General features: G+C 35.3%; 25 protein-coding genes. 20 read left to right on the top strand and 5 right to left on the bottom strand.

The features are described from left to right. Positions 1 to 98 precede the first annotated feature (98 nt). Positions 99 to 695, bottom strand: coding sequence for a hypothetical protein (locus ACZ76X_RS10385; protein ID WP_479850402.1), 597 nt, complete (start codon positions 693 to 695; stop codon positions 99 to 101). 232 nt (positions 696 to 927) lie between these two features. On the opposite strand from ACZ76X_RS10385, the gene ACZ76X_RS10380 reads away from it, so the two are divergent. From ACZ76X_RS10380 to ACZ76X_RS10325, 12 genes are all read left to right on the top strand, one after another. Continuing rightward, entirely contained in the window at positions 928 to 1,488 is a 561-nt protein-coding gene (locus ACZ76X_RS10380; protein WP_000214810.1) for a nitroreductase family protein, read from the top strand. A 114-nt stretch (positions 1,489 to 1,602) separates the two neighbouring features. Next, positions 1,603 to 3,021, top strand: a complete 1,419-nt coding sequence (gene spoVR, locus ACZ76X_RS10375) for a stage V sporulation protein SpoVR (protein WP_479850401.1) — start codon at positions 1,603 to 1,605, stop codon at positions 3,019 to 3,021. Positions 3,022 to 3,189: 168 nt separating this feature from the next. Further along, positions 3,190 to 4,854 (top strand): CoA-disulfide reductase, encoded by a 1,665-nt coding sequence (gene cdr, locus ACZ76X_RS10370; protein WP_479850400.1) that lies wholly within the window; start codon positions 3,190 to 3,192, stop codon positions 4,852 to 4,854. Positions 4,855 to 5,038: 184 nt separating this feature from the next. Further along, a complete protein-coding gene (locus tag ACZ76X_RS10365) occupies positions 5,039 to 5,302 on the top strand; it encodes a metal-sensitive transcriptional regulator (RefSeq protein ID WP_000456206.1) in 264 nt (87 codons plus the stop codon). An 88-nt stretch (positions 5,303 to 5,390) separates the two neighbouring features. After that, a complete protein-coding gene (locus ACZ76X_RS10360) occupies positions 5,391 to 5,951 on the top strand; it encodes a sulfurtransferase TusA family protein (protein WP_479850399.1) in 561 nt (186 codons plus the stop codon). A gap of 87 nt (positions 5,952 to 6,038) precedes the next feature. Further along, positions 6,039 to 7,169, top strand: coding sequence for an MBL fold metallo-hydrolase (locus ACZ76X_RS10355; protein WP_479850398.1), 1,131 nt, complete (start codon positions 6,039 to 6,041; stop codon positions 7,167 to 7,169). Positions 7,170 to 7,196: 27 nt separating this feature from the next. Beyond that, positions 7,197 to 7,427 (top strand): sulfurtransferase TusA family protein, encoded by a 231-nt coding sequence (locus ACZ76X_RS10350; RefSeq protein WP_479850397.1) that lies wholly within the window; start codon positions 7,197 to 7,199, stop codon positions 7,425 to 7,427. Positions 7,428 to 7,493: 66 nt separating this feature from the next. Continuing rightward, a complete protein-coding gene (locus tag ACZ76X_RS10345) occupies positions 7,494 to 7,853 on the top strand; it encodes a sulfurtransferase (protein ID WP_479850396.1) in 360 nt (119 codons plus the stop codon). Between the two features lie 4 nt (positions 7,854 to 7,857). Next, positions 7,858 to 8,223 (top strand): rhodanese-like domain-containing protein, encoded by a 366-nt coding sequence (locus tag ACZ76X_RS10340; protein ID WP_479850395.1) that lies wholly within the window; start codon positions 7,858 to 7,860, stop codon positions 8,221 to 8,223. A 14-nt stretch (positions 8,224 to 8,237) separates the two neighbouring features. Beyond that, positions 8,238 to 8,534: a rhodanese-like domain-containing protein gene (locus ACZ76X_RS10335; protein ID WP_000661816.1), complete on the top strand. Its 297-nt coding sequence runs from the start codon at positions 8,238 to 8,240 to the stop codon at positions 8,532 to 8,534. Positions 8,535 to 8,606: 72 nt separating this feature from the next. Continuing rightward, the gene (locus tag ACZ76X_RS10330; RefSeq protein ID WP_000437728.1) at positions 8,607 to 9,086 is read left to right on the top strand and encodes a DsrE/DsrF/DrsH-like family protein; all 480 of its coding nucleotides are present in this window, start codon (positions 8,607 to 8,609) and stop codon (positions 9,084 to 9,086) included. 33 nt (positions 9,087 to 9,119) lie between these two features. Next, positions 9,120 to 9,884, top strand: a complete 765-nt coding sequence (locus tag ACZ76X_RS10325; RefSeq protein WP_479850394.1) for a sulfite exporter TauE/SafE family protein — start codon at positions 9,120 to 9,122, stop codon at positions 9,882 to 9,884. A gap of 33 nt (positions 9,885 to 9,917) precedes the next feature. On the opposite strand, the gene ACZ76X_RS10320 is transcribed toward ACZ76X_RS10325, so the two are convergent. Together ACZ76X_RS10320 and ACZ76X_RS10315 are read right to left on the bottom strand one after the other, a co-directional pair. Beyond that, positions 9,918 to 10,358 (bottom strand): YbjN domain-containing protein, encoded by a 441-nt coding sequence (locus tag ACZ76X_RS10320; RefSeq protein WP_101168581.1) that lies wholly within the window; start codon positions 10,356 to 10,358, stop codon positions 9,918 to 9,920. A gap of 149 nt (positions 10,359 to 10,507) precedes the next feature. Continuing rightward, entirely contained in the window at positions 10,508 to 11,710 is a 1,203-nt protein-coding gene (locus tag ACZ76X_RS10315; protein WP_479850393.1) for an LCP family protein, read from the bottom strand. Between the two features lie 314 nt (positions 11,711 to 12,024). Here ACZ76X_RS10315 and ACZ76X_RS10310 point away from each other — a divergent pair, with 314 nt between their 5' ends. Next, positions 12,025 to 13,023 carry a YhdH/YhfP family quinone oxidoreductase gene (locus ACZ76X_RS10310; RefSeq protein ID WP_479850392.1) on the top strand — a complete coding sequence of 333 codons (999 nt, stop codon included), beginning with the start codon at positions 12,025 to 12,027 and terminating at the stop codon, positions 13,021 to 13,023. A gap of 34 nt (positions 13,024 to 13,057) precedes the next feature. Here the strand turns inward: ACZ76X_RS10310 and ACZ76X_RS10305 are convergent, their stop codons facing one another. Both ACZ76X_RS10305 and ACZ76X_RS10300 read right to left on the bottom strand, forming a co-directional pair. Next, a complete protein-coding gene (locus ACZ76X_RS10305; RefSeq protein ID WP_283792800.1) occupies positions 13,058 to 14,713 on the bottom strand; it encodes a Na/Pi cotransporter family protein in 1,656 nt (551 codons plus the stop codon). Between the two features lie 331 nt (positions 14,714 to 15,044). After that, entirely contained in the window at positions 15,045 to 16,247 is a 1,203-nt protein-coding gene (locus tag ACZ76X_RS10300) for an MFS transporter (protein WP_479850391.1), read from the bottom strand. Positions 16,248 to 16,565: 318 nt separating this feature from the next. Here ACZ76X_RS10300 and ACZ76X_RS10295 point away from each other — a divergent pair, with 318 nt between their 5' ends. From ACZ76X_RS10295 to ACZ76X_RS10265, 7 genes are all read left to right on the top strand, one after another. Beyond that, positions 16,566 to 17,654, top strand: coding sequence for a DUF871 domain-containing protein (locus ACZ76X_RS10295; RefSeq protein ID WP_087957452.1), 1,089 nt, complete (start codon positions 16,566 to 16,568; stop codon positions 17,652 to 17,654). Between the two features lie 77 nt (positions 17,655 to 17,731). Then, a complete protein-coding gene (locus tag ACZ76X_RS10290; protein WP_479850390.1) occupies positions 17,732 to 19,672 on the top strand; it encodes a BglG family transcription antiterminator in 1,941 nt (646 codons plus the stop codon). 111 nt (positions 19,673 to 19,783) lie between these two features. Beyond that, a complete protein-coding gene (locus tag ACZ76X_RS10285) occupies positions 19,784 to 20,104 on the top strand; it encodes a PTS lactose/cellobiose transporter subunit IIA (protein ID WP_479850389.1) in 321 nt (106 codons plus the stop codon). A 1-nt stretch (position 20,105) separates the two neighbouring features. Next, complete coding sequence (locus ACZ76X_RS10280) at positions 20,106 to 20,411, top strand: PTS sugar transporter subunit IIB (RefSeq protein ID WP_000275651.1); 306 nt, start codon at positions 20,106 to 20,108, stop codon at positions 20,409 to 20,411. Positions 20,412 to 20,493: 82 nt separating this feature from the next. Next, a complete protein-coding gene (locus ACZ76X_RS10275) occupies positions 20,494 to 21,804 on the top strand; it encodes a PTS sugar transporter subunit IIC (RefSeq protein ID WP_001013061.1) in 1,311 nt (436 codons plus the stop codon). After that, a complete protein-coding gene (locus ACZ76X_RS10270; RefSeq protein WP_098881372.1) occupies positions 21,780 to 22,058 on the top strand; it encodes a hypothetical protein in 279 nt (92 codons plus the stop codon). Before ACZ76X_RS10275 ends, ACZ76X_RS10270 begins: the two co-directional genes overlap by 25 nt. After that, complete coding sequence (locus tag ACZ76X_RS10265; protein ID WP_479850388.1) at positions 22,048 to 23,133, top strand: DUF871 domain-containing protein; 1,086 nt, start codon at positions 22,048 to 22,050, stop codon at positions 23,131 to 23,133. Before ACZ76X_RS10270 ends, ACZ76X_RS10265 begins: the two co-directional genes overlap by 11 nt. Positions 23,134 to 23,218 lie beyond the last annotated feature (85 nt).

Genomic DNA, 23,218 nt, shown 5'->3' with positions numbered 1-23,218 from the left:
CTTGTGTTAGTTTTTGGGAAAGACGGGAATTTATACTTGAAAATTGAAAGTTCATAAAGAAAAGGAAGAGCATTGAAAAACTCTTCCTTTTTGGCGTATTAATTTTCTTTTTTTTCTTTCATAGACTTGACTAATTTAATCATTTCAGTTCGTATATCTTCTTTTTTTATATTTAATTTTTCTGCAATCTGTTTTATATCCATTCCGTCTTTTTTCATTTTTAGTACATCGTCAAGAGGAGTATTACTTTTTTGAGAGATGATTGTTAATACTGTGAGCTGACGTAATCCGATATTGTATTCTTTCATCTTTTGTTTTAGTCTGTCTGGTGTAGACTTTTGCATATTTGCTAATTCTTGCAGTAGTGCTTTTTTCGTTTCTTTATTCATATGATGCTTTTTCAACTTACTTGGATCTACACCGAAATGTTTGGCTGTTTTCTCCCAAGATTTATTTTGTTTATAGTAAGCTAAAACGTCTTTTATTTCTTTTTTACTCATTCTTGCAATGTGAGCAGCTTTCCAAATTTCATGTTTGTTATAACCGAGTTTTTCGAGTGACTGCATTTCTTCTTCTGAAATTGGTTTATGATGATGGAATGTTACTTCTTTTGGCGTGGCAGCGTAAGTAGGGAGGATGGTTGCCCCGAATAATAATGCTGCCATAGTCATACTTACTGCAATTTTTTTGTACATATAAATTCCTCCTAGATGGATAATGTGGAAAACTGTATACATATCATTTCCATAAAATGTGAAATACTTGTGAACAAATCAAGTTTTTTTATTCACAATATGAAATGATGTTTTTGAAAGTTTTCCAACATAAAACATTGATTAATAGTAAAAAACTAGGGTATAATCGAAATTGAAAATCAATATCAATAACAAACGTATACATATAGATAAAAATAAGGGAGAGAAAAATATGACTACATATACTTCCATCGCAAATGTGATTAAAGAAAGACGTTCTGTTCGTACATTTACAGATAAAGCAGTAGACAAAGAGTTATTAATTGAACTATTAAACGACGCAACGTGGGCACCGAATCATAAACACCGTGAACCATGGAATTGTAAATTATACATTGGAGAAGGTCGTCAGAAATTAGTGGACGCAGTTTTAAACTCGTTCACAGAAGAAGAAAGAGCGAAACGCGGTAAAATTTTATCAGATCGTTTCTTAAGCACACCTGCACAAATCGTTGTGTATATAAATGAAGATCCTCGTCAAATTCAACGCGACGAAGATTACGCTGCAACATGCGCATTTATGCAAAACTTCCAACTTCTTGCTTGGGAACGTGGATTAGGTTGTGTTTGGAAATCAGGCGGATTAAACTACAATCCATTATTTATAGAAGGACTTGGTCTAACAAGAGGTCAACGCATCGTTGGAATTCTTCACCTTGGCTATTTTGATAAAGCACCAGAAGGAAAAGCTCGTACGCCGATTACGGAGAAGATGGAGATTATTGAAGGTTAATAGATGAGACATTCTCGTTTTTATGAGGATGTCTTTTTATTATGCAATCAATCCTCATGAAAGCTTGTTCTCAATCATACACTTTCTTAAGGGAAAGTGTAAGGAGGGAAAATAATGAGAGCAAGTGACGATAAAGCACTGCAATATGCGATTGCGGAAATTACAGAAATTGCGACTGGATTTGGGCTTGATTTTTATCCGATGCGTTATGAAATATGTCCAGCGGAAATTATTTATACATTTGGTGCATATGGGATGCCGACGAGATTTTCACATTGGAGTTTTGGAAAACAGTTTTTTAGAATGAAATTACAATACGATTTAGGTCTTAGTAAAATATACGAACTCGTTATTAACTCTGATCCATGTTACGCCTTTTTATTAGATACGAACTCGTTAATTCAAAATAAATTAATTGTAGCGCACGTGTTAGCACACTGTGATTTCTTTAAAAATAATATTCGTTTTTCAAATACGAAGCGAGATATGGTAGAAAGTATGTCAGCGACAGCTGAACGGGTGAAAGCGTATGAGCATAAGTACGGGAAGGCAGAAGTAGAAACATTTTTGGATGCCGTACTTGCTATTCAAGAGCATATTGATCCGTCGCTTATGCGTCCGAAACTTGCGTGGAGTATTGATGACTTAGAAGAGGAAGAAGTAGAAAAGAAAAAGGCATCACAATACGATGACCTATGGAATTTAGATGATCGAAATAAAAAGAGGGAACGTCCCAATGTACGTAAAAAGAAGAAAATTCCGCCGCAACCAGAAAAAGACTTACTCCTCTTTATTGAAGAATATAGCCGCGAGCTAGAAGATTGGCAACGAGATATATTAACAATGATGCGTGAGGAAATGTTATATTTCTGGCCGCAACTTGAAACAAAGATCATGAATGAAGGCTGGGCATCATACTGGCATCAACGTATACTTCGCGAAATGGATTTAACATCTGATGAAGCAATCGAATTTGCGAAATTAAATGCAGGTGTCGTTCAGCCATCAAAAACGAGCATTAACCCATACTACCTCGGTATTAAAATGTTTGAAGATATTGAAGAACGCTACAACAATCCGACAGAAGAAATGAAAAGACGAGGCGTCAAACCAGGATCTGGTCGTGACAAAATCTTTGAAGTACGCGAAATCGAATGGGATGTATCGTTCTTAAGAAACTACTTAAATAAAGATCTCGTAATGAGAGAAGATATGTACTTATTCCAGCGCCAAGGAAAAGAATATAAAGTAATAGATAAAGAGTGGGAACATGTGCGTGATCAGCTCGTAAATATGCGAACAAATGGCGGCTTCCCGTACTTAGTAGTAGAAGACGGGGACTACTTAAAGAACGGAGAATTGTACATTAAACATAGTTACGAAGGGATCGAGCTCGATTTAAAATACTTAGAAAAAGTATTGCCATACCTTCATCAATTATGGGGAAGAACGGTGCATATGGAGTCGATTGTGGAGAGTAAGGGCGTTGTATTTTCTTATGATGGGAAGATGGTGCATCGGAAGTATGTGTGATGAAAAGAACGGACATAGAATGCTATGTCTGTTCTTTTTTTGTTTCGAATTTGTGAACAAAAGACATATATATTGAAAATGCTTTTTGCACACTATATTATATACCCATACGGGTATAAGTTTTATTTTTGATACATTGAGAAAATAAATAAGATGGAGGTTTGAAATATGTCTAGAAAAATTGTAGTAGTAGGTGGAGTTGCAGGAGGGGCATCGGTAGCTGCAAGGCTTCGTCGTTTAAGTGAAGAGGATGAAATTATTATGGTGGAGCGTGGTGAATATATTTCATTTGCAAATTGTGGCTTACCATACTACATTGGCGGTGTTATTACAGAAAGACAAAAGTTATTAGTACAAACTGTTGAAAGGATGTCAAAGCGTTTTAATTTAGATATACGTGTATTGAGTGAAGTGGTAAAGATTAATAAAGAAGAGAAAACAATTACGATAAAGAATGTAACTACAAATGAAACATATAACGAGGAATATGATATTTTAATTCTTTCACCAGGGGCAAAACCAATCGTTCCACCTATTCCAGGTATTGAAGAAGCGAAGGCGATGTTTACGTTACGAAATGTACCTGATACAGATCGTATTAAAGCGTATATGGATGAGAAGAAACCACGTCATGCGACGGTTATTGGTGGCGGATTTATTGGAGTGGAAATGGTTGAGAATTTAAGAGAACGTGGGATTGAGGTTACTCTTGTAGAGATGGCAAATCAAGTAATGCCACCAATTGATTATGAAATGGCAGCATATGTACATGAGCATATGAAAAAGCACAATGTTGAGCTTGTTTTTGAAGATGGTGTAGATGCATTAGAAGAGCACGGGACTGTTGTACGTTTAAAAAGTGGTTCAATCATAAAGACAGATATGATTATTTTAGCAATTGGTGTGCAACCAGAGAGTAGTTTAGCGAAGGATGCAGGGTTAGTACTAGGAGTTAGAGGAACGATAAAGGTAGATGAGAATTTTCAAACGTCAGACCCGCACATATATGCAATTGGTGATGCGATTGAAGTGAAAGATTTTGTTACAGAAACAGAGACAATGATTCCTTTAGCGTGGCCAGCTAATCGTCAAGGTCGCATGTTAGCAGATATTATTCATGGCCATACAGATTCTTTATATAAAGGTACGATGGGAACTTCTGTAGCTAAAGTTTTTGATTTAACAGTTGCTGCGACGGGCGTAAATGAGAAAATATTAAAACGCTTAAATATACCCTATGAGGTAGTACATGTACAGGCGAATTCGCATGCGGGATATTATCCGAATGCTACGCCAGTGCTAATAAAATTAATTTTTAATAAAGAAAGCGGAAAAATGTATGGGGCGCAGGCGTTAGGGCGTGACGGTGTAGATAAGCGTATTGATGTTATAGCAACGGCAATGAAGGCAAACTTAACTGTAATCGATTTGCCGGATTTAGAATTATCATATGCCCCGCCATATTCTTCTGCAAAAGACCCAGTAAACATGGTGGGGTATGCAGCAAGTAATATAGTAGATGGTTTCGTGGACACAGTACAATGGCATGAAATAGATCGTATTGTTGAAAATGGTGGATATCTTATTGATGTTCGAGAGCCTAATGAACTCAAACAAGGAATGATGAAAGGTTCTATTCATATCCCCTTAGATGAGTTACGTGATCGCTTGGATGAAGTACCGGTAGATAAAGAAATATATATTACTTGTCAACTTGGTATGAGAGGTTATGTTGCAGCGCGCATGTTAATGGAAAAAGGATATAAGGTAAAGAATGTAGATGGTGGCTTTAAATTGTATGGGACAGTATTACCAGAACGTGTTGTATATTAATATTTTTCATCTTCCATTTTAAAATTTGGTGGAAGATGAAAACCTATATAGTAAGGTTTCACTTCTTGTTTTGTGAACATATAAGATAAATATTAAAAATAGGGGTTTACAAAATACCCTACAGGGTATAATATATTGTCATAAGCTATAAATAGTGACATAATGGTAATGAGGTGATTATAGAATGGAATATAATCAAGATATGAAAAATAGATTAAAACGTATTGAAGGGCAAGTTCGTGGTGTACTTCGTATGATGGAAGAAGGAAAAGATTGCCGAGAGGTTATTACACAGTTAACGGCATCTCGTTCTGCACTAGATCGTACAATTGGACTTGTTGTTGGGACAAATTTAGAGCAATGTTTGCGTGAGCAGTTTGAAAGCGGTAATGGTTCAAATGAAGAGTTAATTAAAGAAGCTGTTCAATTACTTGTAAAAAGCCGATAATCTGTCAGACATAATTGTTGACAGATTTTCAAAAATATTTTAATATACCCCTACAGGTATATGTATATAAATTATGGAGGAGTCGACTATGAGTATAAAAGTGGATATGAATCTAGATTGTAAGGGGTTGGCTTGTCCGATGCCGATTGTAAAGACGAAGAAGGCGATGGAAAGATTGACGTCAGGGCAAGTGATTGAAGTTCAGGCAACAGATAAAGGGTCTACTGTAGATATACAAAGTTGGGCGAATAAAGTAGGTCATCAATATATCGGGACGAAACAAGAAGGTGATGTATTGATGCATTACGTTAGAAAAGCAAATGAGCATGAAATGAATGAAATAGTGAAATATCCTCATACAATTACGAATTTGGAATTGGAAGAGATATTATTAAGTGGTGAAGAGTGTATTGTAGTAGATGTTCGTGAAGCGGCGGAATTCGCTTTTGGTCATATTCCATCGGCTGTTTCCATGCCGTTAGGAGAATTAGACAGTGCAGCGTTAGATCAGACGAAGCAAATTTATGTTGTTTGCCGAACTGGTAACCGTAGTGATGTAGCTTGCCACATGTTGAAAGAGAAAGGTTATGCAAATGTGAAAAATGTCATTCCAGGCATGTTAGAGTGGAAAGGGAATGTGGAAAAATAAAGTGAAACTTTAATCAGTGGGGGTCTTACTGCCCATTAAAGCGGGATAAAATTTTTTAAACAAAAATATACCTATGGGGGTAATGAGATGAATGTTAAAGCATTACAAGCAAAAGATGTTGCAGAGAAAGTTTTATTTGGAGAGTTGTTTATTTTAGATGTTCGTAATGAGGCGGATTATGAAGATTGGAAAATTGAAGGAAAAGAAGTTACTTCAATGAATGTGCCGTACTTTGATTTATTAGAGGGTGTAGATCATATTGTCAGTGAACTACCTAAAGATAAAGATGTTTTAGTAGTATGTGCAAAAGAAGGGTCTTCTATATTTGTAGCAGAGCAATTAACAGAGGCTGGATTAGAAAATATTTATTATTTATCTGGTGGTATGAAGGCTTGGAGTGAATATGTAAAGCCTATAAAAGTGGGAGATTTAAAAGATGGCGGAAGTATGTATCAGTTTAACCGCCTTGGAAAAGGTTGCTTATCATATATGGTGATTTCACACGGTGAAGCAGCAGTTATTGATGCAGTAAGAACAGTTGAAGCGTACGAAGAGTTTGCGAAAGAGCATGGCGTTACGATTACGAATGTAATGGATACACATTTACATGCAGACCATATTTCTGGCGGACGTAAGTTAGCGGAAAAAGTAGATGGTACGTATTGGTTGCCGCCAAAAGATGCGGAGGAAGTTGTGTTCTCATATAAACCACTTGTTGAAGGATCTGTTATTACGGTGGGGGGTACTAAAATTGAAATTGACGCATTATACTCACCTGGGCATACGATTGGAAGTACGTCATTTATTGTAGATGATTCCTATTTATTATCAGGTGATATTTTATTTGTAGATTCAATTGGGCGTCCAGACCTTGCTGGGAAAGCTGAAGATTGGGTAAGTGATTTACGTACTACTTTGTATAGCCGATATAAAGAACTATCTCAAAACTTAGTTGTGTTACCGGCTCATTATTCAAAAATAAGTGAAATGGACGAAAGTGGTATTGTTAGCGCAAAATTAAAAGATTTGTTTGCGTATAATGCAGGGTTAAATATTGAGGATGAGGGAGAGTTTCGTAAAACTGTAACAGAAAACTTACCACCTCAGCCAAATGCATATGAAGAAATTCGTCAAACGAATATGGGTAAAATTCATCCAAGTGTAGATGAAGAGCGTGAAATGGAGATTGGTCCAAATCGTTGTGCAGTTCATGAATAATAAAATAAATAAAAAATGGAGGAATAGATGATGAATGTAAAACAAGTATTAGATGCGAAAGGTTTAGCATGTCCAATGCCGATTGTAAGAACGAAGAAAGCGATGGAAGCATTACAATCAGGAGAAGTGTTAGAAGTACACTTAACAGATAAAGGTGCGATTAAAGATATTCCAGCATGGTCACAAAAAGGCGGTCATGAAGTGTTAAAACACACGGAAGAAGCTGGTGAATTAAAGTTCTGGATCAAGAAAGCATAGCAGTTCAATAATAAACGGAAGATTACATCCTCTGCTTATTATTGAAAGTAAAGAGGATAATCATATATGTCTTATATAGTTATATCTCTAATAGTATTGATGCTAGGAATTTTAGTAAAACGTTACATTCCGGTTTTAAACATTGCATATATTTCGTTAGAACAAGTAAGGGAAATAGAAAGTGTTGTTGTAGATGTACGCAATTACACAGAGAGTCACAGTGATAACACTTCTAGAATTATGTGTATACCGTATGCGTATTTAAAACGATATTATCATGAAATACCAAATAAGCCTTTGCATCTTATTGTTCATAATAAAGTGGATCGGAATTTAAGTGTTCGTTTTTTAAGAAAGAAAGGGTTCCATATTCAAAGCTATAGTATATATTTGGACGGGAAAAAAGAACAGAAGGAGTTTAAATAGTTTTATGGATGTAAAGACAATATTGAATGTAATCTTAATTGTACTCGTATCGTGGCTTATTATTTCTCGCTTCTTACCAGTTAGAGGAGTAAAAAATATTTCAGGAAAAGATTTAAAACGTATGATGGGGCAAAAGAATAAACAATTTATCGATGTTCGCACAGTAGGTGAATATAGAGGAAATCATATGAAAGGATTTCAAAATATCCCGTTAAATGAGTTATCTAGTAAAGCAAGTCAGTTAGATAAAAATAAGGAAGTAATCGTTATTTGTCAGAGCGGGATGAGAAGTAAGCAAGCAGCCAAGGTATTAAAGAAATTAGGATTTCAGCACATTATCAATGTTTCAGGCGGTATGAATGGTTTGTGAGGAGGAAATTTAAAATGAAAGAAATGACAGTAAAAGAATTGGAAGAAAAATTGTTACGTAAAGAAGCAGTAAATATCGTGGACGTACGTGAAGTAGAAGAAGTAGCCGAAGGGAAAATTCCAGAAGCGTGTAATATTCCACTAGGACTATTAGAGTTTCGTATGCATGAGTTGGATAAAAAGAAAGAGTATATTATCGTTTGTCGTTCTGGCGGAAGAAGTGCACGAGCAGTTCAGTTTTTAGAGAGCTACGGTTTTCAAGCAATCAATATGGTAGGTGGTATGTTAGCATGGGAAGGTAAAGTCGTATAGTACAGAGATACATGATTTGAGCCTTTTTATAAATTACAAAATACCCCTATAGGTAATCGGAGGGAGAACAACATGGAACAACAGAAGAAAACAACAATCGTTTTATTTAGCGGAGATTATGATAAAGCAATGGCTGCTTATATTATTGCAAATGGTGCAGCGGCCTACGATCAAGAGGTAACTATTTTTCATACCTTTTGGGGCTTAAATGCTTTAAGGAAAGATGAGCATGTGAAGGTAAAGAAAACGTTCATCGAAAAAGTATTTGGAAAAATGATGCCGCGTGGTGCGGATAAGATGGGATTATCAAAAATGAATTTTGCTGGTATGGGACCAAAGATGATTAAAGGTATTATGAAAAAACATAATGCGATGCCGTTACCAGATTTAATCGATTTGGCGAAAGAACAGGGGATTAAACTTGTCGCTTGTCAAATGACAGTAGATTTATTAGGGTTAAAAGAGGAAGAGATTATGGAAGGGGTAGAGTTTGCAGGAGTAGGAGCATATTTAGCAGATGCTTCAGATGGGAATGTGAACTTATTCATTTAAATCACCTTCTTTTTAGAAGGCGGGGGATATAAGATGAGCTTAGTTGTATTACTTTTTATAATTGGATTTATAGGATCGTTTATATCAGGAATGGTTGGAATTGGCGGTGCGATCATTAATTATCCGATGATCTTATACATTCCGGTATTGCTAGGATTTACTGGCTATACGTCACATGAAGTGAGTGGTATTACAGCGGTGCAAGTATTCTTTGCAACTTTTGCAGGGGCATGGGCCTATCGGAAAAGTAATGATATGGATAAAACGCTAGTTGTATATATGGGAGCTAGTATATTAATAGGAAGTTTTATAGGGAGTTTTGGTGCTAACGTATTAGCGGAGCATACGGTCAATGTTGTTTATGCAGCGTTAGCAACAATAGCTGCTATTATGATGTTCGTACCGAAACGAAATAATGGTGATGAAGTGAAATATAATAAATGGTTAGCAAGTTTGTTAGCATTTATTGTAGGAGGCGCATCAGGTATTATAGGTGCTGGAGGTTCGTTCCTGTTAGTTCCGATTATGCTAGTTATTTTAAAATTGCCGATACGTAAAACGATAGCAACATCTATCGCTATTACGTTTATTTCTTCAGTAGGGATTACGACTGGAAAAGTGATAACTGGACAAGTAGTTGTAATTCCGGCTCTTATTATTGCGATTGCAAGTATCTTTGCTGCGCCACTTGGAGCGCGAGTTGGGAAGAAAATCAATCAAAAAGCACTGCAATATATGTTATCGATTTTGATTGTAGGTACAGCTATTAAGATGTGGATTGATATGATATCGAAATAAAAGGATGGTGCTGCTTGCAGCCCATCCTTTTATTTACGCCCAAATCACTTTCATTAAATTTTTATATTCGTCATTTGCTAATTTATATAGCATTCTCGTATGTTCAAATACAAGTGCTGGATTAAAGTTTGGTTCTGAGAATGCAAGAGATGTTGAAATATCAATTGCATTTTGCTTGTTTAATGTGAATTTTGCAAATCGGTAAGATGTGTTTAATTCATTGATAACGTGCAAAATGTCATTTGTTGCTGTTGCATCCGGTACGTGAGCAACATTGAAGCAGTATATATCTACAGTAGGATGTTCGTTTTGGAAAGCGGCGATAAGTTGAATTTTTGCACCAGCTTCTGTCTCTAATCCTACTGAAAAATGAACAGAACCATCATTTTCATCTATATTTTCTTCCATGAATATATCGTTTGACTTTAAGTAGTCTTTAAAATCTGAGATGTTATGTTTTACTGCAGCTTTCATATGTATGAGCCCCCTGATAATTGGAATAGATTGCTACTATTTATTATAATTTAAAAATATTAAAAAAGATAGTTAGAAAGTTCTGATTTTTAATTGTGAAGCAACAAAAAAGAAGCAGTACTCTACCTCCATAGAGAACTGCTTCTTTTTTATTCATTGTCGTTAGACGATGTTTCTGTGTCTTCATTGCTATTTTTATTTTTTATTTCATTGTTACTTGATTCGCGTTCACTTGAATTTTCAGATTTAGATTCTTTTGTTTTCTCTGTATTTGTTTTCTTCGAATCAGAGTCTGTTTTTGTATATGCAGGTAATCCGAGATGGGCACGAAGATCGTTTGTAACTTTTGCTAATTCTTTTTTATCTGGATTGTAGTAATACGTTCGGCCGCCACCAGCGGATTTGCTACATGTATCGTCACCTTTTTCCATATAGCAGTCGTCACCTTGAACTTGTAATTTCTCGATTTCTGAATCCGATCCGTACTTATAGAATGAAAGCATATCATCAAATGTTAAGTTTGTAACGAATTGCCCGTTAATATCATCGATGATGTTACCAACTTTTGTTACAGAGCCAACGCTTGTTAGTTTGTGTAAAATTGCTTCAATAACGAGCTGTTGACGTTGTCCACGCATTGCATCACTATCGATGTGTCTTGTTCTAGCAAGAGCAAGAGCTTCTTCGCCATTTAACTTTTGAACACCTTTTTCTAGGTGAATTGCCTCTGCATTATCATTGCTATCTTGCTCAGTAAATTCAACTGGTACATCAACTTCAATACCGCCCAAGTCATCGACGATTTTTATAAATGATTTAAAGTTAAATTTCACAAAATAATCGACAGGAACATTCATTAATTTTTCAACTGCATCAATGCTTGCTTGTGGTCCACCATTTTTTCCGTTTTTAGCAGAACCGAATGCATGAGCGTGTGTAATTTTATCTTTTTTCTTTTCTATTGGAATATAAGTATATGTGTCACGTGGGATACTTAATAGTTTAACAGTTTTGCTATCTTTATTAAAAGTTGCAAGCAACAGCGCATCTGTTCTAATAGCTTCACCATATTCTTTTCCTCGGACATCGCTTTCATCAACACCCATTACTAAAACAGAGACATTGTTCGTAATAGGTTTAACGGCTTTATCACGTAAATCAGATTTATCACCGCGCGCTAAATCATGTGCGGCATTTCGAACAGCAGAAGATGCTTTATTTACTAAAAACCAAGTATAACCGCCACCTACTATTAAAAAGAATAGTATAACGCTTATAATAATTTTTATTTTTTTCTTACTTTTTTTCGGTTTACTGCGTGTATTTTCTTGCAAAGATGGGTTTTGCTCCATTTCCTGTACTCCTTCATTTGGATTGAAATACGACACTCATATCCACTTATTATAATGAAATTTAACGAAAAAAAACATTACAAATCATTTACATTTCGTAAAAATTCAATTTATTTATAAAAAGTCAGATTTTATATATTTTATTTTTCAGATGTAGAATAAGTATAAGGTTTTTTAGTAGAAATGAAAATATGTATTATGAGAAAGTAATAGAGAAGTAAGATTTGTTGAAATATAGCCAAGAAGAAAAGAGTAGGTTTACTAGTTTCTTCTATATAATAAAGAAGAATTTGACGGATAAAGGAGAGGACATAATGAATCATACATCATTCCGAGCAATCGTTGTGAACGAAACAGAAAATAAGCAGTTTGTAAGAAACGTTGTCGAGAGAGAAGTAAGTAGTTTACCTGAGGGGGACGTATTAATACAGGTTCATTATTCTTCATTAAATTATAAAGATGCGCTTTCAGCTACTGGTAATAAAGGTGTTACGAGAACATATCCTCATACGCCAGGCATTGATGCAGCAGGGGAAGTTGTGAGTAGTGAAGATGCTACTATTAAGGTAGGAGATCAAGTCATTGTAACGGGATATGATTTAGGGATGAACACTTCTGGTGGTTTCGGAGAATATATTCGCGTGCCGGCATCTTGGATTGTCCCTTTACCAGAGGGAATGTCATTAAAGGAAAGTATGATGTACGGGACAGCGGGTTTTACAGCGGCTTTATCAGTATATAAGCTTATGAGAGCAGGTATAACCCCTAGTATGGGAGATGTTTTAGTAACGGGTGCTACAGGCGGCGTAGGGAGTGTAGCTGTAAGTATTTTAAGTAAATTAGGATTTAACGTAGTAGGAGCGACAGGGAAAATGGAAGAGGAACAGATGCTACTACGTCTAGGAGCGAAAAAAGTGATTCATCGCGCGGAATTGAATGATGAATCAGGAAGACCGATGTTAAAAGGGATATACGCCGGAGTTATCGATACTGTAGGTGGAACTATGTTAGAAACAGCTTTAAAAATAGCGAAGTATGATGGTTGTGTAACGACATGCGGTAATGTGGCAGGCCAGGAATTACAAACAACGGTATATCCGTTTATTTTGCGAGGCATAAGCCTTTTAGGGGTAGATTCTGTGCAATGCCCAGTAGATGTGAGAAGTGATGTGTGGACGCTCTTAGCAAATGAATGGAGAAATAAAGAGTTACAAACGTATACAGAAGAATGTACATTAGAAGAATTAGAGGAGAAGTTTACACTTATATTACAAGGAAAGTTAAAGGGAAGAACTGTTGTAAATATGAAATAAGAAAAGAGACGCTTACATTAGCGTCTCTTTCTTATTATAATGATTGTTTTAAATTGATTTTACCTTGTTCACCTAAAACACCATCGGCAATATTTACAGCGTGATCACCGATACGCTCTAAGTTACTTACCATATCAACGAAGATGATACTTGCATCACCTGAACAGCTACGTTCGTTCAGACGTAATACATGACGTTTACGGAGAACACGTTCCATTTGGTCGATTTTACGCTCTTTTGCAATAACCGTTTGTGCTAGTTCAGTATCGAAGTTTGTTAAAGCTTCAACTGCGTCTTGTAATGTTGAAATTGTTAATTCAAGCATTTCATTTAGTTCAGCTAGTGCTTCATCTGATAGTGAAACGCGATTTGAAATTTGGAAATCTACAAGTTCTACAAGGTTTTCTACATGATCACCGACACGTTCAATATCTCCAACAACACCAGCTAAAACGGAATGTTTTTCAGAATCAGAAGGTGAGAGCGGCTTTTCTGATAGTAAAACTAAATACTCGGTAATTTTTTTATCTAAATTGTTAATAGCTCCTTCTAATTGAGTAGCCATGTTTTCGTGCTTTTTATCTTGTGTATTTAAATATTGATTCGCTTCTTTTAATCCGTGTAATGAAAATTCAGCCATACGCACAATCTCTTTTTGAGCTTCAGTTAAAGCGATAGCTGGAGATTGCTCAATAAAGATTGGATTTAAATGTTGCGGTTTGAAGTTAATAGATGAATCTTCACCACGAATGATTTTTGTTACAATCCATGCTAATACAGCGATGAATGGGAACTGAATAATTGTATTCGTTACGTTAAATGTTCCGTGTGCGAATGCAATTGTCATTTCTGGATTTAAGTTTAATGACGTTTGGAAATACTGGATTAAACTTGTAAATGGTACTAATAAAATTGTAAAGATAATGGTACCAATAATATTAAAGATAACGTGAACTAATGCTGCACGTCTTGCGGCAATTGAAGTACCGATTGCTGCTAATACAGCTGTAATTGTTGTACCGATGTTATCACCGAACAATACAGGAAGAGAAGCTTGTAAATCAATAGCACCTTGACCGAATAGTTCTTGTAAAATACCGATAGTTGCGCTTGAGCTTTGTACAATTAAAGTGAACACTGTACCGACAATAATTCCTAAAATTGGATTGTCACTCATGCTAACCATTAACTCTTGGAATGACTCTAAAGAACGAAGTGGTTTCATACCTGCGCTCATTAATTCTAAACCGAAGAATAACATACCAAAACCGAATACAACTTGACCTACAGAATGTACTTTTTTATTTTTAAAGAAGAATAATAAAATCGCTCCAACTGCCATAACTGGGAGAGCGTATTCTCCGATTTTAATTCCGATAATAAATGCAGTAACTGTCGTTCCGATGTTCGCACCCATAATAACACCGATTGCTTGTCTCAATGTCATAAATCCGGCACTTACAAGTCCGACTGTTAAAGCGGTTGTTCCTGAACTTGATTGGATTAATACAGTAACTAACATACCTGCTAGTACACCCATAAGTGGGTTTGTTGTAAAGCGATCTAAAATATCGCGAAGACGATCTCCAGCAGCTTGTTGCAGTCCATCGCCCATGTATTTAATCCCGAATAAGAAAATACCTAATCCACCAATGAACTGGAAGATCATATCTTGAATATTGTATTCCACGCATTCCACTCCTTAAATTTCATGTACGCTGTAATTATTAACTAAACCTTGAGGCACTGTAAACGGTTTGTCAGTAAAATTTACACTAAATTTACAAAGGGAAGAAAAGTTTACAATTACTTAAATAAATAACTGTATTTTATTGGTTTTCAGCTTATATAAATCTTAATTTTGTAAAGAAATCACACTCTTTAGAATAGTGTTTTCGGTTGAATATGAAGGAAAGCGTCTGCGAGTTCATCGTATATTTTTTGATGAAAGGTAAAAAAATATGTAGGAAAATGCATGTAGTTTTATAACATCAAAAATAAGATAAAAAAAGCCACTGAAATTATCCAGCAGCTTTTTCTCTGTTTTTATCTCCATGCTTTTGTTTCCTTACACTTGTGATGTAAATGAACAGGAAAGCAATAAGGAGTAGAGAGGAATAGCGATATACAGTTGCATAGTTTGTAAAATGTGCAATGAATCCAAATATAATTGCGCCAGCACCAATTCCAAGGTCGAATGCGGAGAAGAATGTAGCGGTTGCGACGCCTCGTCGGTGCGGCGATACTCGGTCAATCATCCATGCTTGCAGTGCAGGTTGAATCGCTCCAAAACCACTTCCGTAACATGCTGCTGCAATAATTAAACTCGGAATGGTAGTTGTATACGACAATAAAATAATACCTACAAACGTAATAATAACTCCTGGAATGATAACGAATGTATGACCTTTCGCATCGTATAACTTTCCAGAAAACGGACGAGTGACAGCGATTGCCAGTGCATTAAATAAGAAGAAGAGGCTAATATCAGCAATTCCGACTTCGGTAGCGAATAATGTAATAAAGCTCCCGATTCCTCCGTACATTAATGTAATACATAATATTAATAATGAAGGAAGTAAAGCTTTGCGCTCAATAAACCCATCGAGGAAGGTACCAGATGTTTGTTTTGGTGGTTGCGGCGATTTTTTGATTTGAAGTAGTTTTGTTAATATTAATGAAACTACTGTACAGGAAAGTGCACATAAAAAAAGAATTGTGAAGTTATATGTTTGCATAAGCCAAAGTCCAATAAGCGGACCGAGCGCCATTGCAATTGTTCCAGAAAGACCGAAATATCCCATGCCTTCACCGCGTCTAGCTTGTGGAATTAAATCTGAAACGACAGTTCCATATGTAGTCGTTGTAATACCAAAACCAGCTCCGTGTAAAATTCGAACGGCAAGTAATAGGAAGACGGTTGAAGCGAAAAGATAACTGCCCATAGCGAGTAAACAAATAGCAGTACCAATCATTAAAATAATTTTTTTGTTGAATTTTTGCAAGGCGTTTCCCGTTAGTGGTCTAACAAAAAGTGCCGCTACGGTAAACATGCCGACAACAAATCCGATATTAGAACTTGTGCCGCCAATTTCTTTCACATAAACAGGTAAAGTAGGAATTAACATTTGAAACCCTAAAAACATACATAAGTTTGCTAGAATTAAAGCAACAAACTCTTTCGTCCATAACGGTTCTCGCTTTACGAGTATTGCTTCTCCCATATATTCATCCCCTATATAAAATTTCTCTGTTCTTTCGAGTATATGTATTGGTCAATGTAACAGTCAAGGAAGGTGCCTTGAAAACGTATAACAATTTTTGCGGTGAAAAAACTGACAAATTTGTGTAAAAGCTACACAACTATGAAAAAAAGTTGTAAAGTATAGATGTATAGACTTGTAGTTGTTATGAATGATAGAAATTGTTTTCTCTTTAAAGAAAGCGGATTCAAAACGTAGTGAATGAGAAGGGGATATATACTTTTTCACTACATATATTTGAAAAGGTTTACAAAACAATGAAGAAAGAGGCGTGTACATATGAGACGATTAGGTATTTCTATTTATCCAGAACATTCAACAGTAGAGAAAGATAAGGAATATTTAACATTAGCAAGTAAATACGGATTTACACGTGTATTCACATGCTTATTGTCTGTAGATGGAGAGAAAGAGAAAATTATAGAAGAGTTTAAAGAAACGATCTCGCATGCAAATGCATTAGGGTTCCAAGTATTAGTTGATATTAGTCCGTCTGTCTTTACACAATTAGGTATTTCATATAATGATTTATCGTTCTTCCATGAGTTAGGAGCGTACGGTATTCGTTTAGATGTTGGATTCTCTGGTTTAGAAGAATCGATTATGACTTACAATCCATACGGCTTAAAAATTGAAATTAATATGAGTAACGGTACGAAATATGTTGATAATATTATGAGCCATAGACCAAATCGTGAAAATTTAATTGGTTGCCATAATTTTTATCCGCATCGTTATTCAGGATTATCATACGATCATTTTATTAAATGCTCGAAACAATTTAAAGATTACGGTATGAGAACGGCTGCTTTTATTTCATCATTTGATGCAACATATGGGCCTTGGCCAGTAACAGAAGGATTATGTACGTTAGAGCAGCATCGTGAATTACCGATGACAACACAGGCGAAGCATTTATTTGCAACAGAATTAATTGATGATGTCATTATTGCGAATGCGTATGCATCAGAAAAAGAATTAGAGGCACTAGGTGCATTAAATAAAGAAAAACAAACTTTTGATATAGAGTTATACGATACGACAACAGAATTAGAAAAAATTATTGTATTAGAGGAACCGCATTTTTATCGCGGAGATGTATCTGAATATATGATTCGTTCGACACAAAGTCGTGTGAAATATAAGAAAGAAGAGTTCAAACCGCATAATACACGCGAAATTAAGCGCGGGGATCTTTTAATTGATAATGAACAGTACGGTCAGTATAAAGGTGAATTGCAAATTGCTTTAAAAGATATGGTGAACACAGGAAAAACAAATGTAGTTGGCCGAATTGTGGAAGAAGAAATTTTCTTATTAGATTATTTACAAGCATGGGATAAATTCGGATTTACATTAAAGAAATAGATAAAATGAAAAAAGGAAAAAACTACTGACCTCAGCAGCTTTTTCCTTTTTATATATAAATTGTGAGAGGAAGAGCTATGACAAAGGTGCATCAGCGATTAGTTTCTATTTTAGAGGAGTTTTTAGAAGAGAAATCGATGTTAAATCGAGCTTTTTTAGCGAGCCGTTTACATGTATCAACGAAGACGATTCAAAAAGATATAAAGTTATTGAATGATATATTGGAAGAAAACGGAGCAAAAATTGAATCGCAAAGAGGGACTGGATACGAACTAGAAATTATACAAACGAAGAAGTTTGAAGAGTTTTGCGTGAATCTATTTCAAAAACAGACGGAAAAGATCCCAACTTCTTATGAAGAAAGGATAGCGTACATTCTGCAACGTATTTTAACGACAGATGGGTATGTGAAGCTTTCGCAGTTAGCAGAGGAGATTTATGTAAGTAAATCGACTGTAAATTTAATTATGAAAGATGTTACAGATATATGTGGTCGCTATAAATTACAAATTGAAAAGAGACCGTATTATGGTATACGTATTGTTGGAGAGGAGTTTCGTATTCGTTCTTGTTTATCACAATATGGTTTACCACGTTATGATCATACTCCGTTTCATGAGCAATTTGAGCAGAGTGATACATATGTATCGTTATCTCATATACCGCTTATCCGTTCGGTTATATTAAAGTATATTGAAGGAGGAACGATATATTTATCAGATATAGAAATTGATAATTTAGTCATTCATATTGCAATTGCATTAAAGCGTTGTGAAGATCAACATTATATGAAAGGACTAAATGCAGAGCAAGCTGAACTTATCATAAAGAAAGAATATACAATTGCGAAAGCGATTTTAGGGGATTTAGAGAAAGCGTTGCACCTTTCATTTCCCGAAGAAGAAGTTTTATATGTAACGATGCATCTATTAAGTACTGCTGTTACAGCGAAAGACCGTTATGAAAATGTAGAAGAATTATTAGGGAAAGATCTATATGCATTTATGCAACATATTCTCTTTAAAGTAGCGGAAGAACGGAATCTTATTTTTTATTATGATGAGGAATTATTATTTGGATTTGGTGTTCATTTAAAAACATTATTAAACCGTTTGAAGTATAAGTTAAATACGAGAAATCCTCTATTGGCAGAAGTGAAAAAGAATTATCCGTATGCTTTTGAAATTGCGGTTCTCGTTGGAGATATAATTGGTGAATATACGGGAGCATCGATTCCGGAAAGTGAAATTGGTTATATTGCGATTCACTTCGGCGGAGCGATGAGTCGTTTACAAGAACAGAATCAAAAGAAAAGATGTTTATTAGTTTGTGCGACTGGTCAAGGAAGCGCCCAGCTATTGAAATATAAAATTCTATCACAGTTCCGAGATAAATTAGAGATTGTAGGGATTACAGGCTATTATCAATTGAAAGTAGAAGATCTCTACAAAGAAAAGATAGATTGTATTATTAGTACGATTCATATACCAAGTGGTTTGCCTGTACCTGTTATAAAAGTAAATTCAATATTTGATGATAAAGAGATTAAGTCAATCGGTCAGCAGTTGTTTACGAATGTGAATACGAGTGTGCAGCAATATATGAAGGAAGATTTGATTTTCTTAAATCATAGCGCTTCTACGAAGGAAGAGGTTATTCAATTTTTATGTGAGAAAGCTGCTGAGAAAAACTATGTACCAGAAAACTTTTATGAATCTGTTATGGAAAGGGAGAGTACATCTCCTACAGCGGTCGGGAATTTAGTTGCGATTCCACATCCAATGCAGTTATTAAGTGAGAAAACATTTTTAATGTTTTGTACACTTAATAAAGCGGTTGACTGGGGAGATAAGAAAGTACAAGTTATTATTTTATTTAGTGTAAAGCGCAATAATAATGAAGATTTACAAAAGCTTTATGATTTTTTATATGATATTATGTCTAATCAAAATACGATAGAGAAATTAGCTCAGGCTGAAGTGGTTGAAGATTTTCAAGAGATATTATTATCGTTATAAGAGAAGTATATAAAAACTTCCGTTACACAACGGAAGTTTTTTATGTTTAATTGTATGCGTTTTCATAATAAGATAACCATATAGAAAAAAGATAGCTTGGGGGAATTTAATATGACTGATATGCAAACTCCATTTGCGTTAATTTTACATGGTGGCAACGCGAGAAGCGCTTCACTTGAAGCAATTGCTTTTGCAAGACAAGGAGATTTTGAGAATGCGGGTGAAAAGATGACACTTGCTAGTGAAGAAATTTCAGCAGCTCATCGTATTCAAACAGACTTAATTCAAGAAGAAGCAAGAGGAAATCATGCAGAAATCAGTTTACTGTTAGTGCATGCACAAGATCATTTAATGAATGCAATTACAGTGAAAGAACTTGCTGAAGAATTTATCACTCTTCATAAACGAATAGAAGAGAAAGTGACAGTATAAGATGTACATTTTATTATGTTGCGCAGCAGGCATGTCAACGAGTATGGTTGTAAGAAAAATGCAAGAAGAGGCAATGAAACAAGGGAAGAATTATAAAATTAAAGCAGTTGATTCAGAACTTGTGAAACTGGAGATAAAAAACGCTGATGTTGTTTTAATCGGACCACAGGTGAAGTATTTGTTTCCAGCGGTACAGTTTCTTGCGAAGTCATACGATATACCGGTTGCAATTATAGAGCAACGAGATTATGGCATGTGTGACGGTTTGAAAGTATTGAAACAAGCAGAACAATTAGTTTTAGCATAATTATATTTTTTTAAATATAAACATTATAATGTTATAACTTTATTTTATTCTTTCATAGTAAGGAAAAAGAGGAGGGGTATTGATGAATGGTTTTATGAGTTTTATGGAACAAAAGATTATGCCAACAACGCAAAAGATTGCAGGACAACGACATTTATTAGCAATTCGAAACGGAGTTATTTCTACATTGCCGTTAACGATTGTCGGATCATTTTTCGTTATCTTTTTAAATTTACCAATTGATGCATATATGGAGTGGATTGCACCGTTTCGCCATATTTTAGATATTCCATTCCGATTTACAGTAGGTTTAATGGCGTTATACGCAGCATTTGGGGTAGGAGCTTCACTCGCGAACTTTTATCAGCTCAATCAGTTAAGTGCAGGGTTGTTATCTGTACTCGCCTTTTTACTAGCATCAGTTGAACCAATTCAAATTACGAAAGCTGTACCAGGTGTTATTGATGCAGGTAGATATATTTCAGTAGGAACATTAAGTGCAACATCTTTATTCGGAGCAATTGTTACAGCCTTAATTGCAGTAGAAATTTATCATTTTATGATTAAGCATAATATCTCGATTAAATTACCAGATAGTGTACCACCAGCAGTTTCAAATTCGTTTGCAGCATTAATTCCAACTTTAGTCGTTATTCTTTTATTCTGGGGTATTCGTTACGGTTTAAAATTTGATGTAAATACAACAATCACATATTTAATCGCACCACTAAAATCAGTATTAGTAGGAAATAATTTATTCGGCGGTTTATTAACAGTATTCTTAATCGTGTTCTTCTGGTCATTCGGTATACATGGCCCTGCGATTTTAGGACCAATCATTCGTCCGATGTGGGATTCAGCAATTCTTGAAAATATGGAAGTATTCACAGCTACAGGAAATGCACATCAATTACCAAACTTATTTACAGAGCAATTTATTCAATGGTTCGTATGGATCGGTGGATCAGGCTCAACGTTAGCTTTAGTTATTATGTTTATGTTCTCTAAATCTAAGTTCCTAAAAGAGTTAGGTAGATTATCATTTGTGCCAGGCTTATTCAATATTAACGAACCAATTATTTTCGGGGCACCAATTGTAATGAACCCAATCTTAATTATTCCATTCGTTATTACACCGTTAGTGACAACGACAGTATCATATTTCGCAGTTGTTTCAGGGATGATTCCGCTAATGATGGCGAAATTGCCATTTACGATGTTAGCACCAATTGCAGCGGTTATTAGTACGGACTGGACAATTATGGCTGGTGTACTTGTACTTGTTAACTTTGTTATCTCATTTGTTATTTACTATCCGTTCTTCAAAATGTATGAGAAACAACAAGTAGCAGGAGAGGAGAAAGAAAAATGCTCGGAGCAATTATCATCTTAATTACATTCGTAGCGGGGCAATGTATTGCGCATTATTCAAAATGGGTACAAAGTAAATCTTTATTCGTTTTACTACTTGTATCAATTTTATTTATCGGTTGTTCAATGGGTGCTTATGTAATGTTAGGATTACAATCACCATACGTAATTATTGTACCAACGATTTTATGTGCAACATGTTTATCTGCAAAATATAGATTTACGAGCATGGCATTAATACAACGTGTGAAGGAGATGCAAAAGCATGGAGCGTAAATTAGGAATTTCACTTTATCCAGAGCATTCAACGAAAGAACAAGATATGGCATACATTTCGGCAGCGGCACGCCACGGTTTTTCAAGAATATTCACATGTCTTTTATCCGTGAATCGTCCGAAAGAAGAAATTGTAGCTGAATTTAAAGAAATTATTAATCATGCAAAAGATAATAATATGGAAGTTATTTTAGATGTAGCTCCGGCGGTATTTGATCAACTTGGTATTAGCTATAGCGATCTATCGTTCTTTGCGGAGTTAGGTGCAGATGGTATCCGTTTAGATTTAGGTTTTGACGGATTAACAGAAGCGAAAATGACGAATAATCCGTACGGCTTAAAAATTGAACTAAACGTAAGTAATGATATTGCATACTTAGAAAATATTCTTTCGCATCAGGCAAATAAACCAGCTTTAATTGGTTGCCATAACTTCTATCCGCAAAAATTCACTGGTCTTCCGTATGATTATTTCATTCGCTGTAGTGAACGTTTTAAAAAACACGGTATTCGCACGGCAGCGTTTATTACGTCACATGCAGCTAACATCGGTCCGTGGGATATTAATGACGGATTATGTACGTTAGAAGAGCATCGTAACTTACCGATTGAAGTACAAGCGAAACATTTATGGGCGACAGGGCTTATTGATGACGTTATTATCGGAAATGCTTATGCGAGTGAAGAAGAGTTAGAGAAACTAGGAAACTTAAATCGTTACATGTTACAGTTAAAGGTAAACTTTGTAGACGAAGCGACGGAAGTAGAGAAGGAAGCGACACTGCAAGAATTACACGTAAGACGCGGCGACATAACAGAATATATGGTACGTTCTACAGAAGTGCGTAAAAAGTATAAAGACTATGATTTCCCAGTGCGCGAAAGTGTATTACAGGAAAGAGGGCAAGTTGTAATTGGAAACAACTCATTTGGTAAGTATAAAGGCGAATTGCAAATTATTCTAAAAGAAATGCCGATAGATGAACGTAAAAATATTGTCGGTACAATTGCAGAAGAAGAATTATTCTTACTAGATTATGTAGGAGCTTGGACGCAGTTTACTTGTGTGGAATAGGGAAGGGCAGGAGAGGATGCTATGACATCCTCTTTTTTCTGTTGAAATAGTAATCTATCGTATATAGAATGCAAAGAGATAGATT

The organism is Bacillus sp. BC05(2025) (genome assembly GCF_056725905.1).
Note: the sequence above shows the minus strand (reverse complement) of the source record. Positions and strands in the feature narration are given on the sequence as shown.